Source organism: Paraplanobispora takensis (assembly GCF_016863195.1).
Lineage (GTDB): Bacteria > Actinomycetota > Actinomycetes > Streptosporangiales > Streptosporangiaceae > Planobispora > Planobispora takensis.
This window is the reverse complement of the sequence record NZ_BOOK01000005.1, coordinates 119311-139935: the sequence shown is the minus strand read 5'-3', so window position 1 is coordinate 139935 and position 20625 is coordinate 119311. Positions and strand designations below refer to the sequence as shown.

16 protein-coding genes are annotated in these 20625 nt (G+C 72.8%); 14 read left to right on the top strand and 2 right to left on the bottom strand.

Annotation, left to right across the window (positions count from 1 at the left end; genetic code table 11):
- The first annotated feature begins 7 nt into the window (after nucleotides 1–7).
- Nucleotides 8–871, top strand: coding sequence for a hypothetical protein (locus Pta02_RS04930; protein ID WP_203873453.1), 864 nt, complete (start codon nucleotides 8–10; stop codon nucleotides 869–871).
- A 123-nt stretch (nucleotides 872–994) separates the two neighbouring features.
- The gene (ychF, locus tag Pta02_RS04925) at nucleotides 995–2083 is read left to right on the top strand and encodes a redox-regulated ATPase YchF (RefSeq protein WP_203873452.1); all 1089 of its coding nucleotides are present in this window, start codon (nucleotides 995–997) and stop codon (nucleotides 2081–2083) included.
- Nucleotides 2084–2191: 108 nt separating this feature from the next.
- Here ychF and Pta02_RS04920 read toward each other — a convergent pair whose 3' ends face one another.
- On the bottom strand, nucleotides 2192–2797 hold the full coding sequence (locus tag Pta02_RS04920; protein WP_203873451.1) for a hypothetical protein: 606 nt from the start codon (nucleotides 2795–2797) through the stop codon (nucleotides 2192–2194).
- Nucleotides 2798–2981: 184 nt separating this feature from the next.
- On the opposite strand from Pta02_RS04920, the gene Pta02_RS04915 reads away from it, so the two are divergent.
- From Pta02_RS04915 to Pta02_RS04860, 12 genes are all read left to right on the top strand, one after another.
- Nucleotides 2982–3155, top strand: a complete 174-nt coding sequence (locus Pta02_RS04915) for a hypothetical protein (protein WP_203873450.1) — start codon at nucleotides 2982–2984, stop codon at nucleotides 3153–3155.
- Nucleotides 3156–3909: 754 nt separating this feature from the next.
- Nucleotides 3910–4641 carry a conjugal transfer protein gene (locus tag Pta02_RS04910; RefSeq protein ID WP_239129590.1) on the top strand — a complete coding sequence of 244 codons (732 nt, stop codon included), beginning with the start codon at nucleotides 3910–3912 and terminating at the stop codon, nucleotides 4639–4641.
- A gap of 163 nt (nucleotides 4642–4804) precedes the next feature.
- Entirely contained in the window at nucleotides 4805–5080 is a 276-nt protein-coding gene (locus Pta02_RS04905) for a hypothetical protein (protein WP_239129693.1), read from the top strand.
- A gap of 46 nt (nucleotides 5081–5126) precedes the next feature.
- Nucleotides 5127–8204 (top strand): TcpE family conjugal transfer membrane protein, encoded by a 3078-nt coding sequence (locus Pta02_RS04900; protein WP_203873447.1) that lies wholly within the window; start codon nucleotides 5127–5129, stop codon nucleotides 8202–8204.
- A 70-nt stretch (nucleotides 8205–8274) separates the two neighbouring features.
- Nucleotides 8275–10767, top strand: a complete 2493-nt coding sequence (locus tag Pta02_RS04895) for an ATP-binding protein (protein ID WP_203873446.1) — start codon at nucleotides 8275–8277, stop codon at nucleotides 10765–10767.
- A 131-nt stretch (nucleotides 10768–10898) separates the two neighbouring features.
- Entirely contained in the window at nucleotides 10899–13256 is a 2358-nt protein-coding gene (locus tag Pta02_RS04890; protein ID WP_239129587.1) for a type IV secretion system protein, read from the top strand.
- A gap of 2 nt (nucleotides 13257–13258) precedes the next feature.
- On the top strand, nucleotides 13259–13930 hold the full coding sequence (locus Pta02_RS04885) for a hypothetical protein (RefSeq protein ID WP_203873444.1): 672 nt from the start codon (nucleotides 13259–13261) through the stop codon (nucleotides 13928–13930).
- A complete protein-coding gene (locus Pta02_RS04880) occupies nucleotides 13927–15015 on the top strand; it encodes a C40 family peptidase (protein WP_203873443.1) in 1089 nt (362 codons plus the stop codon). Before Pta02_RS04885 ends, Pta02_RS04880 begins: the two co-directional genes overlap by 4 nt.
- A 32-nt stretch (nucleotides 15016–15047) precedes the next feature.
- The gene (locus tag Pta02_RS04875) at nucleotides 15048–15449 is read left to right on the top strand and encodes a (deoxy)nucleoside triphosphate pyrophosphohydrolase (protein WP_203873442.1); all 402 of its coding nucleotides are present in this window, start codon (nucleotides 15048–15050) and stop codon (nucleotides 15447–15449) included.
- Nucleotides 15450–15526: 77 nt separating this feature from the next.
- Complete coding sequence (locus Pta02_RS04870; RefSeq protein ID WP_203873441.1) at nucleotides 15527–17020, top strand: hypothetical protein; 1494 nt, start codon at nucleotides 15527–15529, stop codon at nucleotides 17018–17020.
- Between the two features lie 75 nt (nucleotides 17021–17095).
- Complete coding sequence (locus Pta02_RS04865; protein WP_203873440.1) at nucleotides 17096–18730, top strand: hypothetical protein; 1635 nt, start codon at nucleotides 17096–17098, stop codon at nucleotides 18728–18730.
- A gap of 250 nt (nucleotides 18731–18980) precedes the next feature.
- Nucleotides 18981–19760: an alpha/beta fold hydrolase gene (locus Pta02_RS04860; protein ID WP_373872342.1), complete on the top strand. Its 780-nt coding sequence runs from the start codon at nucleotides 18981–18983 to the stop codon at nucleotides 19758–19760.
- Nucleotides 19761–19857: 97 nt separating this feature from the next.
- Here the strand turns inward: Pta02_RS04860 and Pta02_RS04855 are convergent, their stop codons facing one another.
- Complete coding sequence (locus Pta02_RS04855; RefSeq protein ID WP_203873438.1) at nucleotides 19858–20622, bottom strand: succinate dehydrogenase/fumarate reductase iron-sulfur subunit; 765 nt, start codon at nucleotides 20620–20622, stop codon at nucleotides 19858–19860.
- Between the last annotated feature and the right edge of the window lie 3 nt (nucleotides 20623–20625).

Genomic DNA, 20625 nt, shown 5'->3' with positions numbered 1-20625 from the left:
CAGGGCGGTGCCCGCGCTCGGGGTGACGGCGGCCGTCACTGTGGCGGTGGTCGCCGCGACGGGGGTGTTCATCGCCGGGCGCGCCGAGCGGGCGCACGAGGCGACGCGGGCGGCCGAGGCGGCCACCGCCGCGCTCACCTGGAAGAAGGGGGCCTGCGTCGAGCGCGAGGGCGGCAGGTTCGCCCTGGTGCTCTGCGACGACGCCGACGGCAGGGTGATCTCTATGGTCGGCCTCCGCGCGCCCGACTGCCCCGTCATCACCGACGAGTTCGTCAGGATCACGACGCCTCCGGTCACACCGTCCCCGAAGGCGCCGGCCTCGCCGGCCTCGAAGGCGTCGTCCCCGAAGGCGTCCGATCCGGAGAGGGCGGAGGCCGGGATGTCCGCCTCGCGGTCCGACCGTACGGCGTGCGTACGCAACCTCCGCGGCCCGCACCCCGGAGACCCGGGCCGGGGCGGGGGAGTGCTGCGGGCGGGTGACTGCCTGACGCTGCGCGAGGGGGAGCGGCCCTGCTCGGCCGAGGGCTGGTACGGCAAGGTGCTGGCCGTGGTGGAGCGGAGCTCCGCCTGCCCCCGCGAGGCCCTGGACGCGATCGCCCTGGACGACCGGGCGGTCGCCTGCCTGGGAGAGGGCGGGCGGGTGCTCTCGGCGGGCGACTGCGTGGCCAGGCCGGGAGGGCGGCTGGTGAGCCGCGAGGCGCTGGTGAAGGCGCCGTGCGCGTCCGGCCGCGCCTGGGCGAAGGTGACGGCCAGGGCCGAGGCCCGCTCCGGCTGTCCCCGCGGCTCCGACCGTTACCTGCGGGTGCGCGACCCCGGGGTCCGCCGTCCCGTGACCTGCCTGCGCCGGACGGCGAAATCCGGCGCCCGGTGACCCGCCTCGCCGGACGGCGGGCTCCGGCGTCGGGTGACCCGCCTGCGCCGGACGGCGGACTCCGGCGCCCGTGACCTGCCTGCGTCGGGCAGCACTGCGCGCTTCCCCGTAGACTCGGGTCACGTGAGCCTGAGCATCGGCATCGTCGGATTGCCCAACGTCGGTAAGTCCACGCTTTTCAACGCGCTGACCAAGACCGCCAACGCCCTGGCGGCGAACTATCCGTTCGCCACCATCGAGCCCAACGTGGGCATCGTCGGTGTCCCCGACGCGCGCCTGGAGAAGCTGGCCGAGATCTTCGGCTCCGCGAAGATCATTCCTGCGAAGGTCGAGTTCGTCGACATCGCCGGGCTCGTCCGGGGCGCCTCCGAGGGGCAGGGGCGGGGCAACCAGTTCCTGGCCAACATCCGCGAGACCGATGCGATCTGCCAGGTCATCCGGGTCTTCAGCGACCCCGACGTGACCCACGTGGACGGCGCGGTCTCCCCCGAGCGCGACATCGAGACGATCAACACCGAGCTGATCCTCGCCGACCTGCAGACGCTGGAGAAGGCGATCCCGCGCCTGCAGAAGGAGGCCAGGACCAACAAGGACCGCAAGGCCACGCTGGACGCCGCCGAGGCGGCGTCCAAGCTCCTCGACGGCGGCACGACGCTCTACGCCGGGGCCAAGGGCGCCGGCATCGACCCGGCCGACCTGCGGGAGCTGCACCTGCTGACGGCCAAGCCGTTCCTCTACGTCTTCAACCTCGACGCCGACGAGCTGGTCGACGAGGAGCTGCGGGCCCGGCTGTCGGGGATCGTCGCCCCCGCCGAGGCGGTCTTCCTGGACGCCAAGATCGAGTCCGAGCTGGTCGAGCTCTCCGACGAGGAGGCCCTGGAGCTGCTGCAGTCCGTGGGCCAGGAGGAGTCGGGCCTGGCCCAGCTCGCCCGCGTCGGGTTCGAGACCCTCGGCCTGCAGACCTATCTGACGGCCGGCCCCAAGGAGACGCGGGCCTGGACGATCCGCAAGGGCGCGACCGCCCCCGAGGCCGCCGGGGTCATCCACACCGACTTCCAGCGCGGCTTCATCAAGGCCGAGATCGTCTCCTTCGACGAACTGGTGGAGGCCGGCTCCATCGCCGCGGCCCGGCAGGTGGGCAAGGCGCGCATCGAGGGCAAGGACTACGTCATGCGCGACGGCGACGTCGTGGAGTTCCGCTTCAACGTCTAGCCGCACGCGTCCGGCGTACACGTGTCCGGCCCGGCCGGGTGGCTCACCGCCCCCGTCCGGGCCGGACGCGTCATGACCGAGGGAGTCGCGGCCCCGTGGGACGCCCGGCTACTTGCGGACGATCGACCACGGTCCGGACGCCTTGACGCTCACGTACCGGGTGCCGGGCGGCAGCGGCACCGTCCCGCTGTAGCGGTCGACGTCGGAGGCCAGCAGGTCGTGCAGGCGCCCGGAGGCGGTCAGCGCCCAGGCGGAGAAGTAGCCGTCGCCGGCGTAGCGGATCCGCAAGGTGCGCAGGCCCCTGCTCGTCCTCGTCAGCCGGAGCACGTCGTCGCCCGGGCCCTTGGCGGTGATCGGCCAGTAGCGGGCCTTCGACAGGGGCAGGAACTGCACGGTCCACGCCCCATCGCCGCTGATCTTCAGTCCCGCGGTGTCGCCCGCCCCGGTGGTGTTGTAGGCGACCGTCCCCCTGTACGCCTCGGTGGCGGACGCCAGGAGGTCGTTCATCTTGCCCTTGGACGTGAGTCCCCAGACGGAGAAGTAGCCCTCCCCGTCATAGGTGATCTTCACGATGCCGGGCTCGGCCGTCGCCCGGATCCGCAGGACGCGGTCGCCTTCGCCCTTGTAGACCTTCGGAGCCGCGGAGGCCGGTGGGGCGAGGAGAAGCGTGGGGGCGAGCAGGAGCAGGACTGCGGCCATGCGGCGAACGCGCATCGGGCGTCTCCCTGGATCGAGGATGCGGGCGGGGAAGAGGACGCGCGTGGTGTGCGCTCGGTGCACGGACGCTGACGGATCGGATACGGATTCGGTCCGCAGGGGCCCGGCCCGCCGCGCCGGGGTGCCTTCCGGGGTCCGGCTCCGCCTGGACATCCGCGGGGCGGAGGCGCAGGCTGCGGATATGACCCGCAGAAGGAAGACCCCGGAACCCGCCGACCGCTCCGAGCCGAGCAGCCTTCCTCTCCAGGTGCTGAAGGAGATGGACCCGGAGCTGGTGCGCAAGCTGCTCGACGCGCGGATCCGCCGCTCGTGGACGCTTCAGCCGTGCACGGGCTTCGATCCTCCGTCCGAGTGATCCGTACGGCCTCCGCCCGGCCGAGCCGTACGGGATCCGTACGGACTTCGCCCGGCCGATCCGTGCGCGGTCCGTACGGCCGGCGCCTCCGTCCATCCGGCGGGGGCGCCGTGGTGTGAGGGCCCGGTGACGCCACGTCACGCCGTCCTCAGCAGTCCCTTCTCCCAAAGGCGCAGGTCGAGACAGTCACGGCGCTCCACGGATAGCAAGGGATGGCGTTTGGGTAACCGGTCCTGGCGCTGGCCAGGAGTAATGTGCTGCGTTCATCGTCCTGAACTGTCCCGGTCGTCCGGCCGCTCCCAGATCCGGTTTGCTCAGTGAGGGCGATGCCTGCAGCATGGGCGTGGTTTTCCTGGAAGAATCGGCAAGGCGGTTAGGGTAATTACTTCACCATGGCTAACGGGATCGGGAGTAATACGACACCGCGCCAACCGGGGGAATCGGCGCGAGCGGAGGCGTGATGGCTCGAAGGTCCACCGTCCAGCAGGATCCGCGGATCGCTGGCGACCCTGAGCTTTCGGCGTACACGGAGGAGTTCGACGATCCCGAGCGCGCTCCGGCGCGCGGGCGGACGCCGCGCCGCGGGCGCTGGTCCGGTGGCGGCGGGCGCTGGCTGGTGTGGACCGGGCGCGCCATCCTGTGGGCGTTAATTGTGGTTATCGTGGTAAATGGGGTCCGTGCGCCTTTTGAGCGATTTACCCAGCAAGGAACGGCGGGAGGAACTGCTTCCACCCCCACCGACCAGGGATTCCCCGTGACGGAGGCGACGTCTTTCGCCAGCCAGTTCGCGGCCGTCTACCTGAATTTCGACGCCGTCCGCGCGTCCGAGCGGGCCGGCCGCCTGGCTCCCTTCCTCCCCGACGGGGCCGAGCCGCAGTTCGGCTGGGACGGTCTCGGGAGGATGAGCGCCGGGGCGATCCAGCCGTACGACACCCGGGTCGTCGACGGCTCGAACGCGGTCGTGACCCTGATGTACCAGTCGGGCAACCGCCGGCAGCTGCTGTCCGTGCCGATCTTCCACGACCCGCAGGACGGGCGGTTCGTGGTCTCGGGGCGTCCGGGCATCCTGCCGGCCCCGTCGGCGGCGAACCTGCCCGTGCTGCCCGAGCCCGAGCGCGACGACGCCGTCGAGCGGGAGCTGCGCACCCCCATGGCCAACTTCTTCAAGGCCTACGCGGCGAGCGACACCGCCTCCCTGCAGCAGTACGCCGCCTCGGGCGTCACCCTGGAGGGCTTCGGAGGGGCGTTCACCTTCGTGGAGCTCAAGGACCTCGCCGTGCCGCTCGTCAGCGGCGCGACCCGGGAGGTGACCGCCACGGTGGTCTGGGGCGTGCCCACCGGGGCGGCCCCGTCCGCCGAGCCCACCCCCGGCGATCCGGGCGACATGAGCGGGAAGCTGGAACAGTCCTACGTCCTCACCGTGGTCGAGCAGGACGGCAAGTGGTTCGTCAAAGAAATCCGCGGCGCGGAACGGTCCGCGGGATGACGCATGATCGAACGGTGCCAGTCCGCAGTGAACAGAGCCCCCCTGATCGGCCAACCGGCGGTGAGGCGGCCGACGCGCGCGCGTCGCGCGCCCATGACCGCCGGAAATCGGCGATCATGAGCACGGAGGACGAGAAGTGACCCTGAAGACCATCCTGCTGAGCATGATCGATCTCGCTCAGCCGACCAATCCTCCGGCGGGTCCTCCCGCGGGCGTGAACACCGAGGGCCTGGCCGACTTCCTGCGCCGGTTCTTCGCCCCGCTCTTCCTCGTCATCGTCTCCGTGGTGGCCCTGTTCTTCCTGTTCACCCGGGAGATCACCAGGTTCGTGCAGTTCATCATCCTGGCCATCGCGATCGGCGTGATCTTCTACGTGCCCAACATCATCGAGGTGACGGCCAAGGCGATCGCCGGAGCCCTGGGCATCACCGGAGGCTGAGGCCGCATCCGTGCGGCCGGACATCGAGCAGCGAAAGGAGGAGCGAGTGGATCTGCCCACTTATACCAATATCTGGCGAATTGAGAAGCGGCTCTACAAGCTGTACGACCTACGGCTGCCGATGCCGCTTCCGATTGTCTGGATCGGTGTGTTCGTGGGTGTGATAGCACCGTGGTCGCTCCTGCTGTGGCTGGTCGGTGTGCCCTTCGAGACTCCCTGGCACGTCGTCTACCTGGTTCCGCCGGGAGTGGTGACCTGGCTCTCCACCCGGCCGGTGATCGAGAGCAAGAGGCTCACGGAGCTGCTGCAGTCGCAGGTGCGCTACATGGGCGAGCCGCGGACCTGGTGCAGGATGGCCCCCGACGCGGAACCCACGGAGATCGCCCTCACCGGCCGGGTCTGGCGCGCCACCCCCCAGCCCGCCGCGCCGGTCCGGGTCAAGGCCACCCGCCGGGCACGCCACGCGCAGCCGAAGCGGGCGGTCTCCCCCTCGCGGACGGTCCGCCCCGCCGTGGCCGCTGCCGCCGCCGCGGCGGCCTCCGCACCGGTCGCCGGCGACCGCGTGGTCTGGGGCACGGCCGTCGCCCCCCGCAAGGGCACCGCCCCCGCCCTCGGCCATGCCGCCCCGCCCGCCGATGCGCCCCCGTCCCCCCGGCCCGCCTCTGACGCGCGGCCCGATGTGCGACCCGTCTCCGACCTGCGGTCCGTGCCCGATGTACGGCCTGCGCCCGACGTACGGCCCGTCCCCGGCACGCGACCCGCGCGAGCCGACAAGCTCGTGGCCGCGAAGTCGGCCGATCCTGAAAGGCGCGGCACACGGGGTGATCGTCTCGTGGCGTCGGCACCGGCACCGGCACCGGAGGGGACCCCTTCCACCGCACGACCGGAGTCGGGGAGTTCCAGCGCACGGCCGGAGGCCGTCGACTCCACCGCGCGGGCGGAGTCGACGGGTTCTGCCGCGGCGGAGCCGGTGAACTCCACCGCGCGGGCGGAGCCGGCCGGTTCCGCCGAACAGGTGGGATCGGTGGGTTCCGACGTGCCGGTCCATCCCGGCGCTCCGGCCACCTCGTCCGAGTCCACCGCTCCGATCACCTCGTCCGAGCCCGCTGCTTCGGACGCCTCCCCGGGGTCGGTCTCCGCGACATCGGCCGCTCCCGCCTCCTCGTCCGGGGCGGCTCCCGCCACTCCGGCCGGATCCGCGTCCTCCTCCGGAGTGCCCGCCGGATCGGGTTCGGGCTCGGGTGCGGGTTCGGTGGAAGAGTCCCACGCCGCACCGCAGGAGCGTGCCGAACCGGCCGAGCCCTCCGGGGGTACGGCACCGCGACCCGCACGGGCGACGGGCGGACGCGCCACCCCGATCGACACCGAGGCGCTACGCCGCCTGCGCAGGCTCGCCGCCTCCGCCGAGGCCGACCGGGTCTCCCCGCCCCTGCCACCGCGCACCCCTTCGCCTCCGGCTCAGATCCCTCCGTCCGCCGGGCCGTTCCCCACCGAGGTTCCTTCAGGCCGGGCCGAGGGTGGCCCGGAGGATGCGGTTCCCGCGGAGCGGACTTCGGCGGCTCGGCCGTTCACGGCCGAGGATTCTCCGGCTCGGGCCGAGGGCGGCCTGGAGGGTACGGCTTCCGGCAGAGTCTCGGAGGAGCCATCCGGTAAGGCTCCGGCCGAGTCGCAGGGCGCCGGGACGAGGGCGGAGACGGACGAGGGCGTACGCGCCCAGCACCGCCGCGGGCAGCCGTCGCCCATCGGCAAGAGCGACTCCTCGACCGGGCAACCGGCGGCGATCCGGCCCGGGCGGAGATCGGCGGATCTGGCCGGTGAGGCGCAGCCCCGGACCGGACATCGGGCCGGGGAGCAGGCCCAGTCTCGAACCGGACGTCAGGCTGAGGAGCAGACCCGGGAAACGGCGGCCCGGAAGGCCGATGAAGTCCGGGCGGCCGAGCAGAGCGGGCAGCAGGCTGAAGGCCGGACCGGGCAGGGTGGGGCGGCTCAGAGCGGGCAGCGGGCCGGTGAGGGGCAAGGCGAGCGGACCGGGCAGGATCGGTGGGGTCGGGGGCCGGAGCGGCCGATGATCGTGCCGGGGAACGTCTCCATCCGGGCGGTTCCCTCGGGGACCGCGGGGGAGGCCGATCCCGGGGTGCCGGTGCCCAGGGCGGGGCGGGGCGAGAGCGGGCCGGGGCGTGGGGAGGCCAGGGTCCGCAGGGTCGAGTCGGTCGTCGGGCGTGACTCCGAAGGGGGATGGCGGCGGCTGGCCCAGGTCGTGATGGGCCCCGGGAGCGGGAGCCGTACGGACGGGTCGGAGATCGACGAGGCGCGGGCCAAGGGGATCTTCAGCGGCAGCCGCAGGGTGGTCGTGCTGGGGTGCACCGGTGGCGCGGGTCAGACCACCACGGCGCTCATGCTGGGACACACGCTCGCCCGCTACCGCGAGGACCGGGTGCTCGCGGTCGACGCCGGGGCCGGGCCGCATCCGCTGTCGGGGCGGATCGAGGAGGAGTCGCCCGAGACGCTGGGCTCCCTGCTGGCGAACCTGGACAACGTCCAGGGCTATCTGGGCATGCGGGCCTACACCAGCCGCTGCGCCTCCGGTCTGGAGGTCCTGGCGGGCGATACCGACGCGGGCGCCGAGCAGCGCCTGGCGGACCGGGCGCTGTTCTCCGACCACAGGCTCGGCCGGACGATGGACCTGCTGGACCTGCACTACAAGCTGATCGTCGTGGACCCCGCGGCGGCGCTGGCCGCCCGGGTCCTGCCGTACGCCGACCAGCTGGTCCTGGTCGCCCCGGCCAGCGAGGACGGGCCGGACGCGGTGGCGATGACCTACGAGTGGCTCGACGGGCACGGCTGCGAGGACCTGCGCCGGCGGGCGGTCATGGTCGTCAACGGGGTGAGCCGCCGGAGCATGGGTGACGTCGAGCAGGCGGAGGCGGTGGCGCGGGGAAGGTGCCGGGCCATCGTCCGTGTGCCCTGGGAGGACGAATTGGCTCCCGGCAGGTCCGATCGGGTGGAACCGTCCCACCTGCGCGCGGCCGGCCGACGGGCGTATCTCGCGCTGGCCGGTGTGGTGGTGGCCGGCTTCGGAGCGGCGCGGGCGGCGCGAACGAACGAGGAGGAACTGGCCCAGTGATCCCCGGGACGCGACAAGACGAGCTGTCCCCGACAGCGGCCGATCGGGCCGTGCGGCCGGAGGAGGGCGTATGAGCCGTGCGTCGCGGGCCCGCAGCCGCCTGGCCGTCCGTTACTTCGACGACCGGATCCTGCTGACCGACTCGGCGGCGTGGGCGTACTTCCGCCTCCCGACCGTGAGCTACGAGTTCATCACCCCCGAGGAGCGGGAGGCGCTGGCCACCAACATCACGATCGCGCTCGCGGCGATCAGGATGCCGGACGCCGAGGTGCACCTGCGGGTGGCGCACCGCACCTACCCGGCGGCGGAGTGGGCGATGGCGCTCAACGCGACCTCCGACGAGGGGCCGGGCTGGCGCGACTATCTGGAGGAGATGTACCGCCACGTCTGGGCCAAGGACTTCTGGAACAAGGAGGTCTACCTCGGCGTACGGCTCGGCCAGCGGGGCGTGCAGCTGGGCACCGGGGTGTTCGCCCAGCTCTTCGGCTTCTACCAGCGCAGCGAGAAGGCCCTGGGCATCGAGGACGACCAGATCCCCAAGGCCGAGATCACCCGGTGGACCGAGTCGGCCGAGCGGCTCGGGCGGGCCCTGGGGGCCAGCGCCCTGTACGCCCGGCACGCCACCTCCACCGAGATCGCCTGGCTGTTCCAGCACGCCGCGACCGGATCCCTGGGCGACCCGCCCGCCTCGGCCAGCCCGAAACGCCGGTGGGGCAAGGGGGAGATCGAGTCCCTGGTCGAGGGGCAGATCCACAACGGCAGGTCGCTGCTGCGGATCGAGCAGCCGCACGGCGACTCCTACGTCGCCCACCTGTCCTTCGCCCGCTTCCCCGACCTGATGCCCTTCCCCGACGGCGAGCCGTGGATGCACTTCGCCGACCAGCTGCCCTTCCCCGTCGAGATCAGCTCCCGGATGCGGCTGATCCCCCCGGTCAAGGCCAGCAAGGACGTCGCGCGCAAGCTCGCCCACGCCCGTGACATGGACATCCACATCCGGGAGGCGGGCGCGGAGGCGCCGCTGGCGCTGGCCGAGCAGATCGACGCGGCCCGGATGCTGGAGCACGGCATCACCAAGGAGCGCCTGCCGTTCGTGTACGGCTGGCACCGGCTGATCGTCTCCGCCCCCACCGAGGAGATCTGCGTGCAGCGGGTCGAGGCGGTCGTGGAGCACTACCGCGACATGGGCATCGACATCGTCAACTCCACCGGCGACCAGTTCTCGCTGTTCTGCGAGGCGTTACCCGGCGAGCGGGTGCGGGTCAACGCCTACGCCCAGCGGCAGCCGCTGCGCACCATCGCGGGCGGCATGGCCACCGCCACGGTGGACCTCGGCGACCGGGTGGACGAGACGAACGCCGGCTGGGCGGGGCCGTACATCGGGGAGACCCTGGGCCGGGCCCGCAGCATCGTGCACTTCGACCCGCTCGTGGCGGCGGCGCGCAACCGGCCGACGGCCATCGCGATCACCGGTGAGCCGGGCGGCGGCAAGACCACGCTGGCGCTGTTGATGATCTACCAGATGGCGATGCGCGGGGTCACGGTGGCGGTGATCGACCCCAAGGGCGACGCCGACTCCCTGGTCCGGCTCCTGCAGGAGCGGGGCAGGAAGGCGCGGATCATCCCGCTCGGCTCGGCCGCGCCGGGATTGCTCGACCCGTTCTCCTTCGGAGAGGATCTCGCGGCCAAGAAGACGATGGCCACCGAGACGCTGCGGCTGCTGCTGCCGCGCATGTCGGAGGAGCGCGAGTCGGCGATGATCCAGGCGGTGGCGGCGGTCTCCAACGGCGAGGCCCCCTCGCTGGGCAAGGTCGTCGACTTCCTGGAGCAGGCCGAGGACGCCGCCTCCAAGAACCTGGGCGCCGTGCTGCGCTCGATGTCGGAGATGCACCTGGCCCGGCTCTGCTTCGACCCCTCCGGCGGCGACCAGATCGACACCCAGGGCTGGACCACGGTCTTCACCCTCGGCGGCCTGACCCTGCCGGACGCCACCACCGGCCGCGACGACTACTCCTACGAGCAGCGGCTGTCGGTGGCGCTGCTGTACCTGGTCGCCCAGTTCGCCCGGGGCCTGATGAACGGCCTGGACCGGCGGACCCCCAAGGCGATCTTCCTGGACGAGGCGTGGGCGATCACCTCCACGCCTGAGGGCGCCAAGCTGGTGCCCGAGGTGAGCCGGATGGGCCGCTCGCGCAACACCGCGCTCGTCCTGGTCTCGCAGAACGCCGGCGACCTGCTGAACGAGCAGGTGACGAACTGTCTGTCGTCGGTGTTCGCCTTCCGCTCCACCGAGCGCGTCGAGGTGGAGAACGTCATGGCGCTGCTCGGGGTCGATCCCTCCGAGGAGCACAAGGCGGTGCTGCGCTTGCTGGGCAACGGCGAGTGCGTGTTCCGCGACCTGGACGGCCGTGCGGGCCGCATCGGGGTGGATCTCATCTCCGGTGAGCTGCTGAGCTGGCTCGACACGAATCCCACCCACGACAAACCCCACGAGAACGTGCATGATCTTCCTGGGGGCGACAGAGTCGGTCAGGCGGCGGCTGCGGCGCTGGAGGTGCGGTCATGAAGGACTCCGACGAGGGATCGAATCCTCCCCGTGGGAGACGTTCGCGCCGGTGGCCGGGACGTGCCGTCGGCGGATGGACGCTCAGGCGGCGTCCGGGACGGTCCGGCGGGCGAGTCGGTCGCCGGATCGCCGTGGCGCTCGTGGCGCTGGTGGCGTTCACGGCACTGCCGCTGGTGTTCCCCACAGGCGGGTCCATCGCGGCCGCGGCGCCCTGCGACCTCTCGCCCGATCTGGCCCCCGAGGTCGTCGGCGCCGGAGTGGACGGCCTGGTCGAGCCCCCGCCCGTCGAGGGTGCGGCGGCGCAGCCTTCGGGCGTGCAGTCGAACTACGCCACCTACGGCATGAGCGGTCAGTTCTGGCACACCAACGAGCTCGGCTGCGACGACGTCGCCGCGGTGCTGGGCAACGCCTGGGCCAACACGGTCTTCTCCTGGGCCAAGGCGCTGGACCGGCTGACCATCACGACCTACCAGGCGGCGGCCACCGAGGGGCCGCTGGAGTCGATCAAGAACGTGGTCGACGACATCGTGGTCAGCCTGTCCAACGCGATGTACTGGCCGTACCTGCGGCCCGTCGTGATCCTCGGGGCCATCTGGCTGGCCTGGTACGGCCTGATCCGCAAGCGCGCGACCACGACCGCCGAGGGCGTCATCTGGATGGTGCTCGCGGTCACCGTCGCGGTGTGGTTCTTCAGCCGTCCCGGCGACCTCACCGGGATGGGCAAGATCGTCACCGACAAGACCGGAGAGGTCGTCAACTCGGCCTTCTCCGGCCTGCCCGGCGCGGGCGGGGCGTCGTGCATACCGGCCAAGGGGGAGACCAGCCCGCAGGCGCAGGCCGGCGGCTACGGCCGCACGGGCGTCCCGGCGGTGGAACAGAACGCCGACGCCCTGTGGTCCACCCTGGTCTGCAAGCCGTGGCTGATGGGCATGTTCGGCACCGCCGACGCCGACGCTCCGGTGGTGCGCGACTTCGGGCCCAAGGTGCTGGACATCCAGGCCATCGACCTGGCCGAGCAGAAGGCCGCCCAGCTGCCCAGCAGCAGCGCCCATCAGGCCCGGTACGAGCAGGAGGTCGTCACCTACCTGAAGAACACCCCGATCTACTTCCTCCTGCAGGGCAAGGACTGGACCAGCCGGCTCGGCATCGCGATCGGCGCGCTCATGGCCGCGGTGGTCGCCGGGTTGCTGATCTTCCTGGTGGCGGTCTCGCTGCTGGTGCTGAAGGTCGGGTTCCTGTTATTGCTGATCCTCGCGCCGGTCTTCCTGCTGATCGGCGTGCATCCGGGCTCGGGCCGGATCATCGCGATGCGCTGGGTGGAGATGCTGGTCGGCACGCTCCTGCGGCAGGCCGTGCTGGCGCTGGTGCTGGGCGTGCTGGTGTACGGCTACGCCCTGATCATCTCCGCCGCCATGCCGTGGGGCATGCAGGTCATGTTCATGGCGCTGCTGACCATCGCGGTCTTCTTCTACCGGCGCCCCTTCCAGCACCTGTTCGCCTCGATGGACGGGCACACCTTCACCACCCGGGTGCTGGGCGAGGCGGCCAGCGCGCCCACCCTGCAGCGGGCGGCGGGCGTGCTGCCGCCGGTCGCGGCGGTGCGGGCCGGCCGGTGGGGCACGCGCAAGGCCGAGCCCCTGCTGCAGGCGGCCGCGGTGGCCGGGGGGGCGTCCGCCGGAGCGGCGGCCGCGGTCGCCCAGGGCAAGCTCCGCGGCGAGGAGGGCGGTGCGGCGGCGGGCACGCCCTCGGGCACCCGGGTCCCGGTGGCGGGACAGCCCGCGCCGCTGGACACCGACGCCCAGTCGGGCGCGCGGCGCAAGGGCGTGGGCCGTCCGGTCACCGCCCCGCGCACCGGCGCGGCGCCGCCGCTCAACCTGTCCGGAGGCCGTACGGCGGGCACCGTGCCCCCCGCCCGCGGCGCAAGCACCGGCGGCGGCGCCCCCGCACGCGGCGAGAGCACCGGCGGCGGCACTCCCGCACGCACCGGGAGCGCCGGCGGCTGGTTCGGCGGGCGGTCCGGCGGAGGCTGGGCCTCCCAGAACGCTTCGGGCTCGGGCGGCGGCTCGGCGCCCGCCCCGTCCTCCGGCGGTTCCCGGGCGTCCTCCGGCTCGTCGGGCGGCAGCATCTTCGGCGGCGGCTCGCGAGGCTCCTCGGGCGGCTCGCGCGGTTCCTCCGGCGGCTCGCGGAACACCGGTCCGCGCGGTTCCTCCGGCGGTTCCCGGACGTCCTCCGGCTCGTCGGGCGGCAGCATCTTCGGCGGCGGCTCACGGGGCTCCTCGGGCGGCTCGCGCGGTTCCTCCGACTCCGGCGGGAGCATCTTCGGCGGTTCGCGGGGATCGGGGGGTTCGCGCGGCGGCGACTCCGGCCGTTCGGACCGCGCCTCCGAGGCGCCCCCGCTCTGGCTGTCCGGCCGGTCCGACCGGGGCAAGCGGGCCGATGAGGCGCCCACGCCCTTCTGGCTCCGCCCGTCCAACCCGGACAAGGACTGACGATGTCGGAGCCGGGCGGCCGCAGGGGGGTCGTCTTCGCGGTGCTCGTGGCGGTGCTCGCCGCGGTCGGGGTGTACCTGACCATGTCCTCGGGCTCTCCGGGGTCCGAGGCCGGTGAGCGGCCGCGGGCCGAGTCCGCGGGCGTCGGCCGTACCGCACCGGCGACGGCGCGGGCGTCCGCGGAGCCGTCGCGCCCGGAGGCGACGGCGAGCGACGCGCCCTTCGACGTCTACTCCTACCTGCCGATGAGCAAGCAGGAGCTGGCCGCCGCCGCCGACTACGCCGAGCGCTTCGCCGCCGAGTACGGGACCTACCGCTACGACGAGGACCCGGTGGCCGCGGGGGAGCGGCTGCGGGGCTACGCCACGGCGGAGTTCGGCGACACGCTGGTGCGGGCGCGCACGGCGCCGGGCTTCGCGGAGGCCAACAGCGCCGACGAGGTGGTCTCGGCCGGATCGGCGAAGGTCAAGGAGATCCGGCAGATCCAGGACTCCTCGGTGGTGTTCGTGGTCACCGCCACCGAGCAGATCACCGCCAAGAGCGGCAGGCGTGACCGCACCGACGAGTACGCCGTCACACTCGTCCCGGTCGGCTCCGGCTGGCGGGTCCACGACCTCCAGCCGGCCGCGGACGGGCAGGAGGGCGACGACCGGGCCGCGGAGACGGACGGATGAGCGGCGGGAGGGCACGGATCATCCTGGTCCTCGCCGTCGCCGGGATCTGCCTGGTGACCCTGGTCATGGCCCCGATGATGATGGTGAGCACCTTCCCCTCGTTCACCGGCGGGGGCGACATCCCCGACTGCGAGGAGAGCGCGGGCCGGCCGGCCGGCGCCTCCGAGACGGCGACCTCCGACATCCCGCCGGAGTACCTGGAGCTGTACCGCGAGCACGGCGAGAAGGTCGGCGTGCAGTGGAACGTGCTGGCCGGGGTCGGCAAGCGCGAGACCGACCACGGGCGCTCCACGCTCCCGGGCGTGCAGAGCGGGACCAACTACGCCGGGGCCGCGGGGCCGATGCAGTTCCTGATCAGTACCTGGGGCGGCAAGGCGAAGATCAAGATCCCGTCGGAGTTCAACGGCTACGCCTCCGACGGCGACGGCGACGGCTGGGCCGACGTCTACAACCCGGCGGACGCCATCCTCGGCGCGGCGAAGATGCTCAAGCGCAACGGGGCGCCGGAGGACGTACGGCGGGCGCTGTTCGTCTACAACCGGGCCTGGTGGTACGTGGACCAGGTCATGGAGGTCGCCGGCAAGTACGCCGAGGACGGCGAGGTCGGCACCCCGCCGGAGGCGGAGCCCGCCTGCGACCCGCCGCTGGTGGCGGCGGCGCCCGACGACGTGGTGGCGCAGATCCTCTCCTACGCGCTGGCCCAGCGCGGCAAGCCGTACCTGTGGGGCGGCACGGGGCCCGACGCCTTCGACTGCTCGGGGATCATCTACATGGCCTACCGGAGCGTCGGCCTGTCCATCCCGCGCACCACCTTCGGCCAGTGGCCGTTCGGTGTGAAGGTCGAGGCCGGCCAGGAGCAGGCCGGGGACCTGGTCTTCTTCAACGCCGGTCCGGGCACCGGCCCCGACAGGCCGGGGCACGTGGGCATGGTGGTCTCACCGGGCAAGATGGTCGAGGCCAGGTGCCGCCTGTGCGGCCCGATCAAGGTCACGTCCTACCGGACCCGCACCGGCATCGTCGGCTTCACCCGCCCTCTCCAGAACCCCGCCATCCGGGCCCAGCTCGAACTGAGGGAGCAGGGTTAGGCCGTACCGCCCATGGGACAGAATCGAGGCTCATGGAAAGCGTGGAGAAAATCGTCGTGGGGGCCGCGATCGTCGACGGGGCGGGCCGGCTGCTGGCCGCCCAGCGCGCCGAGCCGCCCGAGCTCGCCGGGGGCTGGGAGTTCCCGGGCGGGAAGGTCGACCCGGGGGAGGACGACCACGAGGCGCTGATCCGCGAGTGCCACGAGGAACTCGGCGTCCTGATCGAGATCGGCGAGCGGGTCGGCGGCGACTGGCCGCTCACGAAGGGCTACGTGCTCCGGGTCTGGTTCGCGGTGATCGTGGAGGGGACCCCGGAGGCCAAGGAGCACCATGACCTGCGCTGGCTCACCCCGGACGAGCTGTACGACGTGCCCTGGCTGCCCGCCGACCTGCCGATCGTGAACGCCGTGCGAGACCTCATGCGTGAGGGTTGAAAGTGAGCGCATGGTGACATAACAGCTACTGGGCGTGCTGTCCTCGTACGTCCGAGTCGGGGGATCGGAGACGTACGGTGAGCGGGGTAACCGGATGGCTGAGGCATGTCGTGGTGGTGTCGGCCGTGGGCACGGGGGCGCTGGCTCCCGGTGCGATGGCGGTGGCGGACACGCCCGTGACGGACGCGCTCGGGGACGCGCCCGTCGTGTCCGGCCACTCCGCGGCCGAGGATCTCGCCTCGTGGCTGCGCGCCCTGGGAGAGGGCGAGCGGCTGGAGGACCGGCTCGGGGGGCAGGGCCAGGAGCGGCCGGAGGACTGGCTCCAGGAGCACGCCGAGGAGGCGGAGGAGCTCAGGCGGTGGCTCCGGGAGCACGAGACGGACGATATCTGGAGCCTGCTCCAGGAGCAGCGGGAGAGCGCGGAGGAGCTGTGGCGCTGGCTGCGCGACCATGACGAGGGTGACCTGGCCGGGCTCGTGGCGGCCCTGGAGAGCCTCTCCGGTTCCCCGTCCGACGTGCCGGAGGCTCCGGAGGAGGCCCCCGACGCCCCGGCCGGACCCGATGGGGAGGCGGTCGGTTTCGAGGGTGACGTCCCGGACGGCCCGCCGGGGTCTGAGGGTGATGTCCCGGACGGCCCGCCGGGATCCGAGGGTGACGTTCCGGAGGGCCCGTCCGGGCCGGAGGGTTCGCCCGGGTCCGAGGGCTCTTCCGGCTCTGAGGGCTCGTCCGGCTCTGAGGGCTCGTCCGGGTCCGGAGGGGAGTGCGCCGGAGACCCGGCCGGGGGCGGAGAGGGCGGCGCGGAGGCCGTGTCCGCCGATCCGGGGTGCCCGGCCCAGGAAGGGGAGGGGTCGGTCCCCCCCGTGCCCCCGGTCTCGCCCATCCCGGCGATCCCCGGCAAGCTGCCGTCCAAGCCGGGCACGTCGCCCGGCAGGCCCGGCACGCCTCCGGGCAAGCCGGCGCCGCTCAAGCCGGCCCCCTCCACCCCGGACGATCCCGAGGAGGAGCCCCGGGCCACGGTGCTGCCGAAATGGCCGGAGCCGGACGAGCCGCGGAAAAAGAAAGACCGCGAAAAGGAGAACCGGGGAGAGGACCCGTACGCCGGAGACCTGGGCAGTGAACTGCTGCCGGAGTCCTCGCAGGGCGAGCCCGATCCGCAGGGCACGCAGAGCGCGCAGCTCCCGCAGACTCCCCAGGCCCCGTACCCGATCATCATCGGAGACCTGTACACGAGCCCGGTGACCGTCGCCCCGGCTCCCGCCGCGCCGAGCTTCCCGCCGCCGGCGGCGGCCCAGACCCCCGGCGCCTGGGCCCCTCCCGGGGTCCGGATGCCCCCGGCCGCGCCGCCCCCGGCCGTACCGCCGGGCCTGTCGGGCTCGGAGCCGCTGGGGGCGCCGCTGCCCATGGACCCGGGCGGCTCGCAGCCGGAGATGCGTACCGTGGGCCAGTCAAGTGAGGACCTGAAAGGAATCCGCGGACTTCCCGCGGCGGGGGTCGCGATCGGCGGACTGCTCGGCCTGTTGTGGCTGCAAGCGAGGATCCAGCGGAGGCGCGCTTCGCGAGCTGTACTGTAAAAGGTGCTTTGCTGTTATTTTTACCGCACTAGAATTTCCTCGACCTGAGAAGTGCGGGATTTCACGGAGGCGTCGGTGACGAGATCTCGCCGTGTGGCGGCCGTCTCGGCCGTGGCCCTCTCCCTGGGGCTGAGCGGCATGATCACGATCGCCGCCGGGGCGCTCGCCGGCTCCGGCCAGGCGGACGCCTCCACCAGGGCGGTCATCGCCGGCCCCACCTCCATCCCGGGATGCGACGTCGATCCCTCCGCGGAGTGCGACCCCACGCCGGTCGTCACCGTCACGATCACCCACAACCCGGACGACCCCAACCCCGAGCCCACGAGCACCTCGACCGACCAGGTCACCGTGACCGCCACGGTCACCGTCACGCCGACGAAGACCACGACGAAGCCGCCGGCCACGACGGCGCCCGCCACGACGGCGCCCGCCACGACCGCGCCGCCGGCCCCGGCGACCACGGCCCCGGTCCAGCCGCCGCCCGTCGTGCCCTCGGAGACGGCCACCGACCCCGACGTCGTGTTCCCCAGCACCCAGCCGACGCAGACCGCGATCCCGACGGTGACGCCGGAGACGGGCGCCAGCTCGTTCGAGCCCGACTCCTCCACGGTGCCGTACGAGATCCGCAACGCGGGCTCCGAGTACAACACGACCGCGCTGAGCCAGCAGCTCGGCATCCCGGCGCTGATCCTGGTCCTGCTCGTGGTGTTCGCCATCCTGATCTTCGAGGGCAGGCTGCGCCGCCTGGCCCACGCCGCCGCGGTCCGCCGGGCCGGGCCCCGGGCCATGGACCCCGCCGCCTATCCGGCGGGCCCGGGGTACGCGTCGGCGGGCTTCCCGCACCCCGCCTACCAGGGGGGCGCGGCGTACGCCCCGATCATCAGCTTCGTCCCGATGCAGATGTATCCCCCGGTCTACCCCGAGGGCTACCTCCCCGAGCAGTACCCCCAGGGCTACGACCAGGCGGCCTACGACCAGACGCTCTACGACCAGCAGACGACGGCCTACGCGCCGCCGCCCGGCTCCGAGCAGCCCTTCTACGGCTTCGACGCCCCGCAGGCCCCCGGCCAGTCCTCGTGGTTCGAGCCCCCCGCCGCTCCCGGCGACCAGGGCGGGCACGGGCGCCCCGGCGACCCGTCGGCCGCGCATCCGCAGGGCCTGGGCGACTTCTCCGGCCCTCCCTTCCCGCAGGATCCCGCTCTGCAGGAGCAGTCCCCGCAGGGCCCGGCCGCCTCGGACCGCTTCCCCCAGGATCCCGGCCTCCAGGACGCGGGGCCGCAGGGCTCCGGACACGACCGTGGACCGCTCGGTCCGCAGGTCACGGGACATGACTTCGGACAGCCCGGCGCTCAGGGACCGGGTCCCGACCTCCCGCCGCCCGTGCCCGACGCCTGGTTCGCTCCCGGTGGATCGCCGGCCGGCCCGTCCCGGGGTCCGGCGGACGCTCCCGGTGGTCAGTTCCAGGGTCCGGTGGATCCCGCCGGCGGTCCGTTCCAGGGTCCGGCCGGTCCCACGGGCGGCCCCCAGGGTCCGGCCGACGGTCCGGGCGGCACGATGAGGTTCCCGGAGCAGCCCCCGCCGCAGTGGCAGGGGCCCGCCGGTCCGCCGCCCCAGGACGTCCCGCCCGGCGGCGCCACGGCGGTCTACCCGCTCCCCGAAAAGGGCCCGGGCAAGCAGAAGCGCGGCCTGTTCCGCCGCAAGCGCCCGTAGGCCCGCGGCACGGCCCCGCCCGCCCTCTGCCACGCCGCCCCTGATCCGTGCCCGCCGTACGGCTCCGCCTGCGCTCTGCCACGCCGCCCCACCGGCCTGCCCCGTCGTACGGTCCTTCCCGCCCTTTGCCCGTCCGCTCCCGCTGCCGCGCCCGCCGTACCCCGTGAGGTACGGCGGGCGCCCGGGTCGGGAGCGCGGATTTGTCGGTGGGGTTCTGTAGCGTCGGAGGCCGCCGGACGAAGGGATCGCCATGGTGACGTCACGCGATGGCACGCGCATCGCATTCGAGAAAGCGGGGACCGGGCCGACGCTCGTCCTGGTCGACGCGGCGGGCGGGTTCCGCGGGTTCGGGCCCATGGGCTCGCTGGCCCGGCACCTCGCCGACAGGTTCACGGTGGTGGCCTACGACCGGCGCGGGCGCGGCGAGAGCGGCGACACCCCGCCGTACGCGGTGGAGCGGGAGGTGGAGGACCTCGCGGCGGTGATCGAGGCGACCGGCGGGCGGGCGTTCGTCCACGGCTTCTCCTCCGGCGCGGTCCTGGGCCTGCTCGGCGCCGCGGCCGGGCTGCCGATCCCGATGCTCTCCCTCCTCGAACCGCCGATCGTCCTGGACCGGCCGCAGGAGGACGACCAGGGCGACCTCGCGGCCGAGATCGACGAGCTCGTCGCCGCCGGCCGCCGGGCCGACGCGGTCGAGCACTTCCACCGGAGCATCGGCGTCCCCGAGGAGATGACCGCGGGGATGCGGCAGGCCCCGTTCTTCCCGGCGCTGGAGGGCATCGCGCACACGCTCGCCTACGACAGCCGGGTCACCGCGGCCGTCTCCCGCGAGACGCTCCAGGCCGTCACCGCGCCCGCCCTGGTCGTCAACAGCGAGGCCAGCGACGACCGGCTGCGCGGCTGGGCCGAGGAGGTGGCGGCGGCTCTTCCGAGGGGGCGCCACCTGGCGCTCAAGGGCGACTGGCACGGCGTGCCCGACGAGGTGCTGGCCCCGGCGCTGGCCGACTTCTTCGGCGGCGCGGCCGCCTGAGGGGGGAGCCGCCCGGCGGAGGCCGGCGAAGGCCCGGAAAAGCAGAACTCGCCGCACCGGCCGCCTGGGCGGGCCGGTACGGCGAGCGGTCCGGGCCTCAGCCCTTCGTGCTCCTGGAGCGCTTGAAGATCTTGTCGCCCAGCCAGACGAGCGGGTCGTACTTGCGGTCGACGACGCGCTCCTTCATCGGGATCAGCGCGTTGTCGGTGATCTTGATGTGTTCGGGGCAGACCTCGGTGCAGCACTTGGTGATGTTGCAGTAGCCCAGGCCGTGGTCCTCCTGGGCGGAGTCCTTGCGGTCCACCACGTCGTAGGGGTGCATGTCCAGCTCGGCGATCCGCATCAGGAAGCGCGGCCCGGCGAAGGCGGGCTTGTTCTCCTCGTGGTCGCGGATCACGTGGCAGACGTTGTTGCACATGAAGCACTCGATGCACTTGCGGAACTCCTGGCTCCGCTCGACGTCGATCTGCTGCATGCGGTACTCACCCGGCTGCACGCCGGCCGGCGGGGTGAAGGACGGGATCTCCCGCGCCTTCTGATAGTTGAACGACACGTCCGTGACCAGGTCCTTGATCACCGGGAACGTCCTCATGGGCGTCACGGTGATCGTCTCGTCCTCCGCGAAGGTGGACATCCGGGTCATGCAGCCGAGCCGGGGCTTGCCGTTGATCTCCATCGAGCACGAACCGCACTTGCCGGCCTTGCAGTTCCACCGTACGGCCAGGTCGGGCGCCTGGGTGGCCTGGAGCCTGTGGATGATGTCGAGGACGACCTCGCCCTCGTTCACCTCGACGGTGAAATCCTCAAGCTTTCCCTCGCCGCCCTCGCCCCGCCACACGCGGAACTTCGCCTTGTAACTCATGGC

Coding starts and splice junctions, on each gene's coding strand:
- Pta02_RS04920 (WP_203873451.1), bottom strand. CDS start 2,797: ATGCGCGTTCGCCGCATGGCCGCAGTCCTGCTCCTGCTCGCCCCCACG.
- Pta02_RS04915 (WP_203873450.1), top strand. CDS start 2,982: ATGACCCGCAGAAGGAAGACCCCGGAACCCGCCGACCGCTCCGAGCCG.
- Pta02_RS04905 (WP_239129693.1), top strand. CDS start 4,805: ATGATCGATCTCGCTCAGCCGACCAATCCTCCGGCGGGTCCTCCCGCG.
- Pta02_RS04895 (WP_203873446.1), top strand. CDS start 8,275: ATGAGCCGTGCGTCGCGGGCCCGCAGCCGCCTGGCCGTCCGTTACTTC.
- Pta02_RS04885 (WP_203873444.1), top strand. CDS start 13,259: ATGTCGGAGCCGGGCGGCCGCAGGGGGGTCGTCTTCGCGGTGCTCGTG.
- Pta02_RS04880 (WP_203873443.1), top strand. CDS start 13,927: ATGAGCGGCGGGAGGGCACGGATCATCCTGGTCCTCGCCGTCGCCGGG.
- Pta02_RS04875 (WP_203873442.1), top strand. CDS start 15,048: ATGGAAAGCGTGGAGAAAATCGTCGTGGGGGCCGCGATCGTCGACGGG.
- Pta02_RS04860 (WP_373872342.1), top strand. CDS start 18,981: ATGGTGACGTCACGCGATGGCACGCGCATCGCATTCGAGAAAGCGGGG.
- Pta02_RS04855 (WP_203873438.1), bottom strand. CDS start 20,622: ATGAGTTACAAGGCGAAGTTCCGCGTGTGGCGGGGCGAGGGCGGCGAG.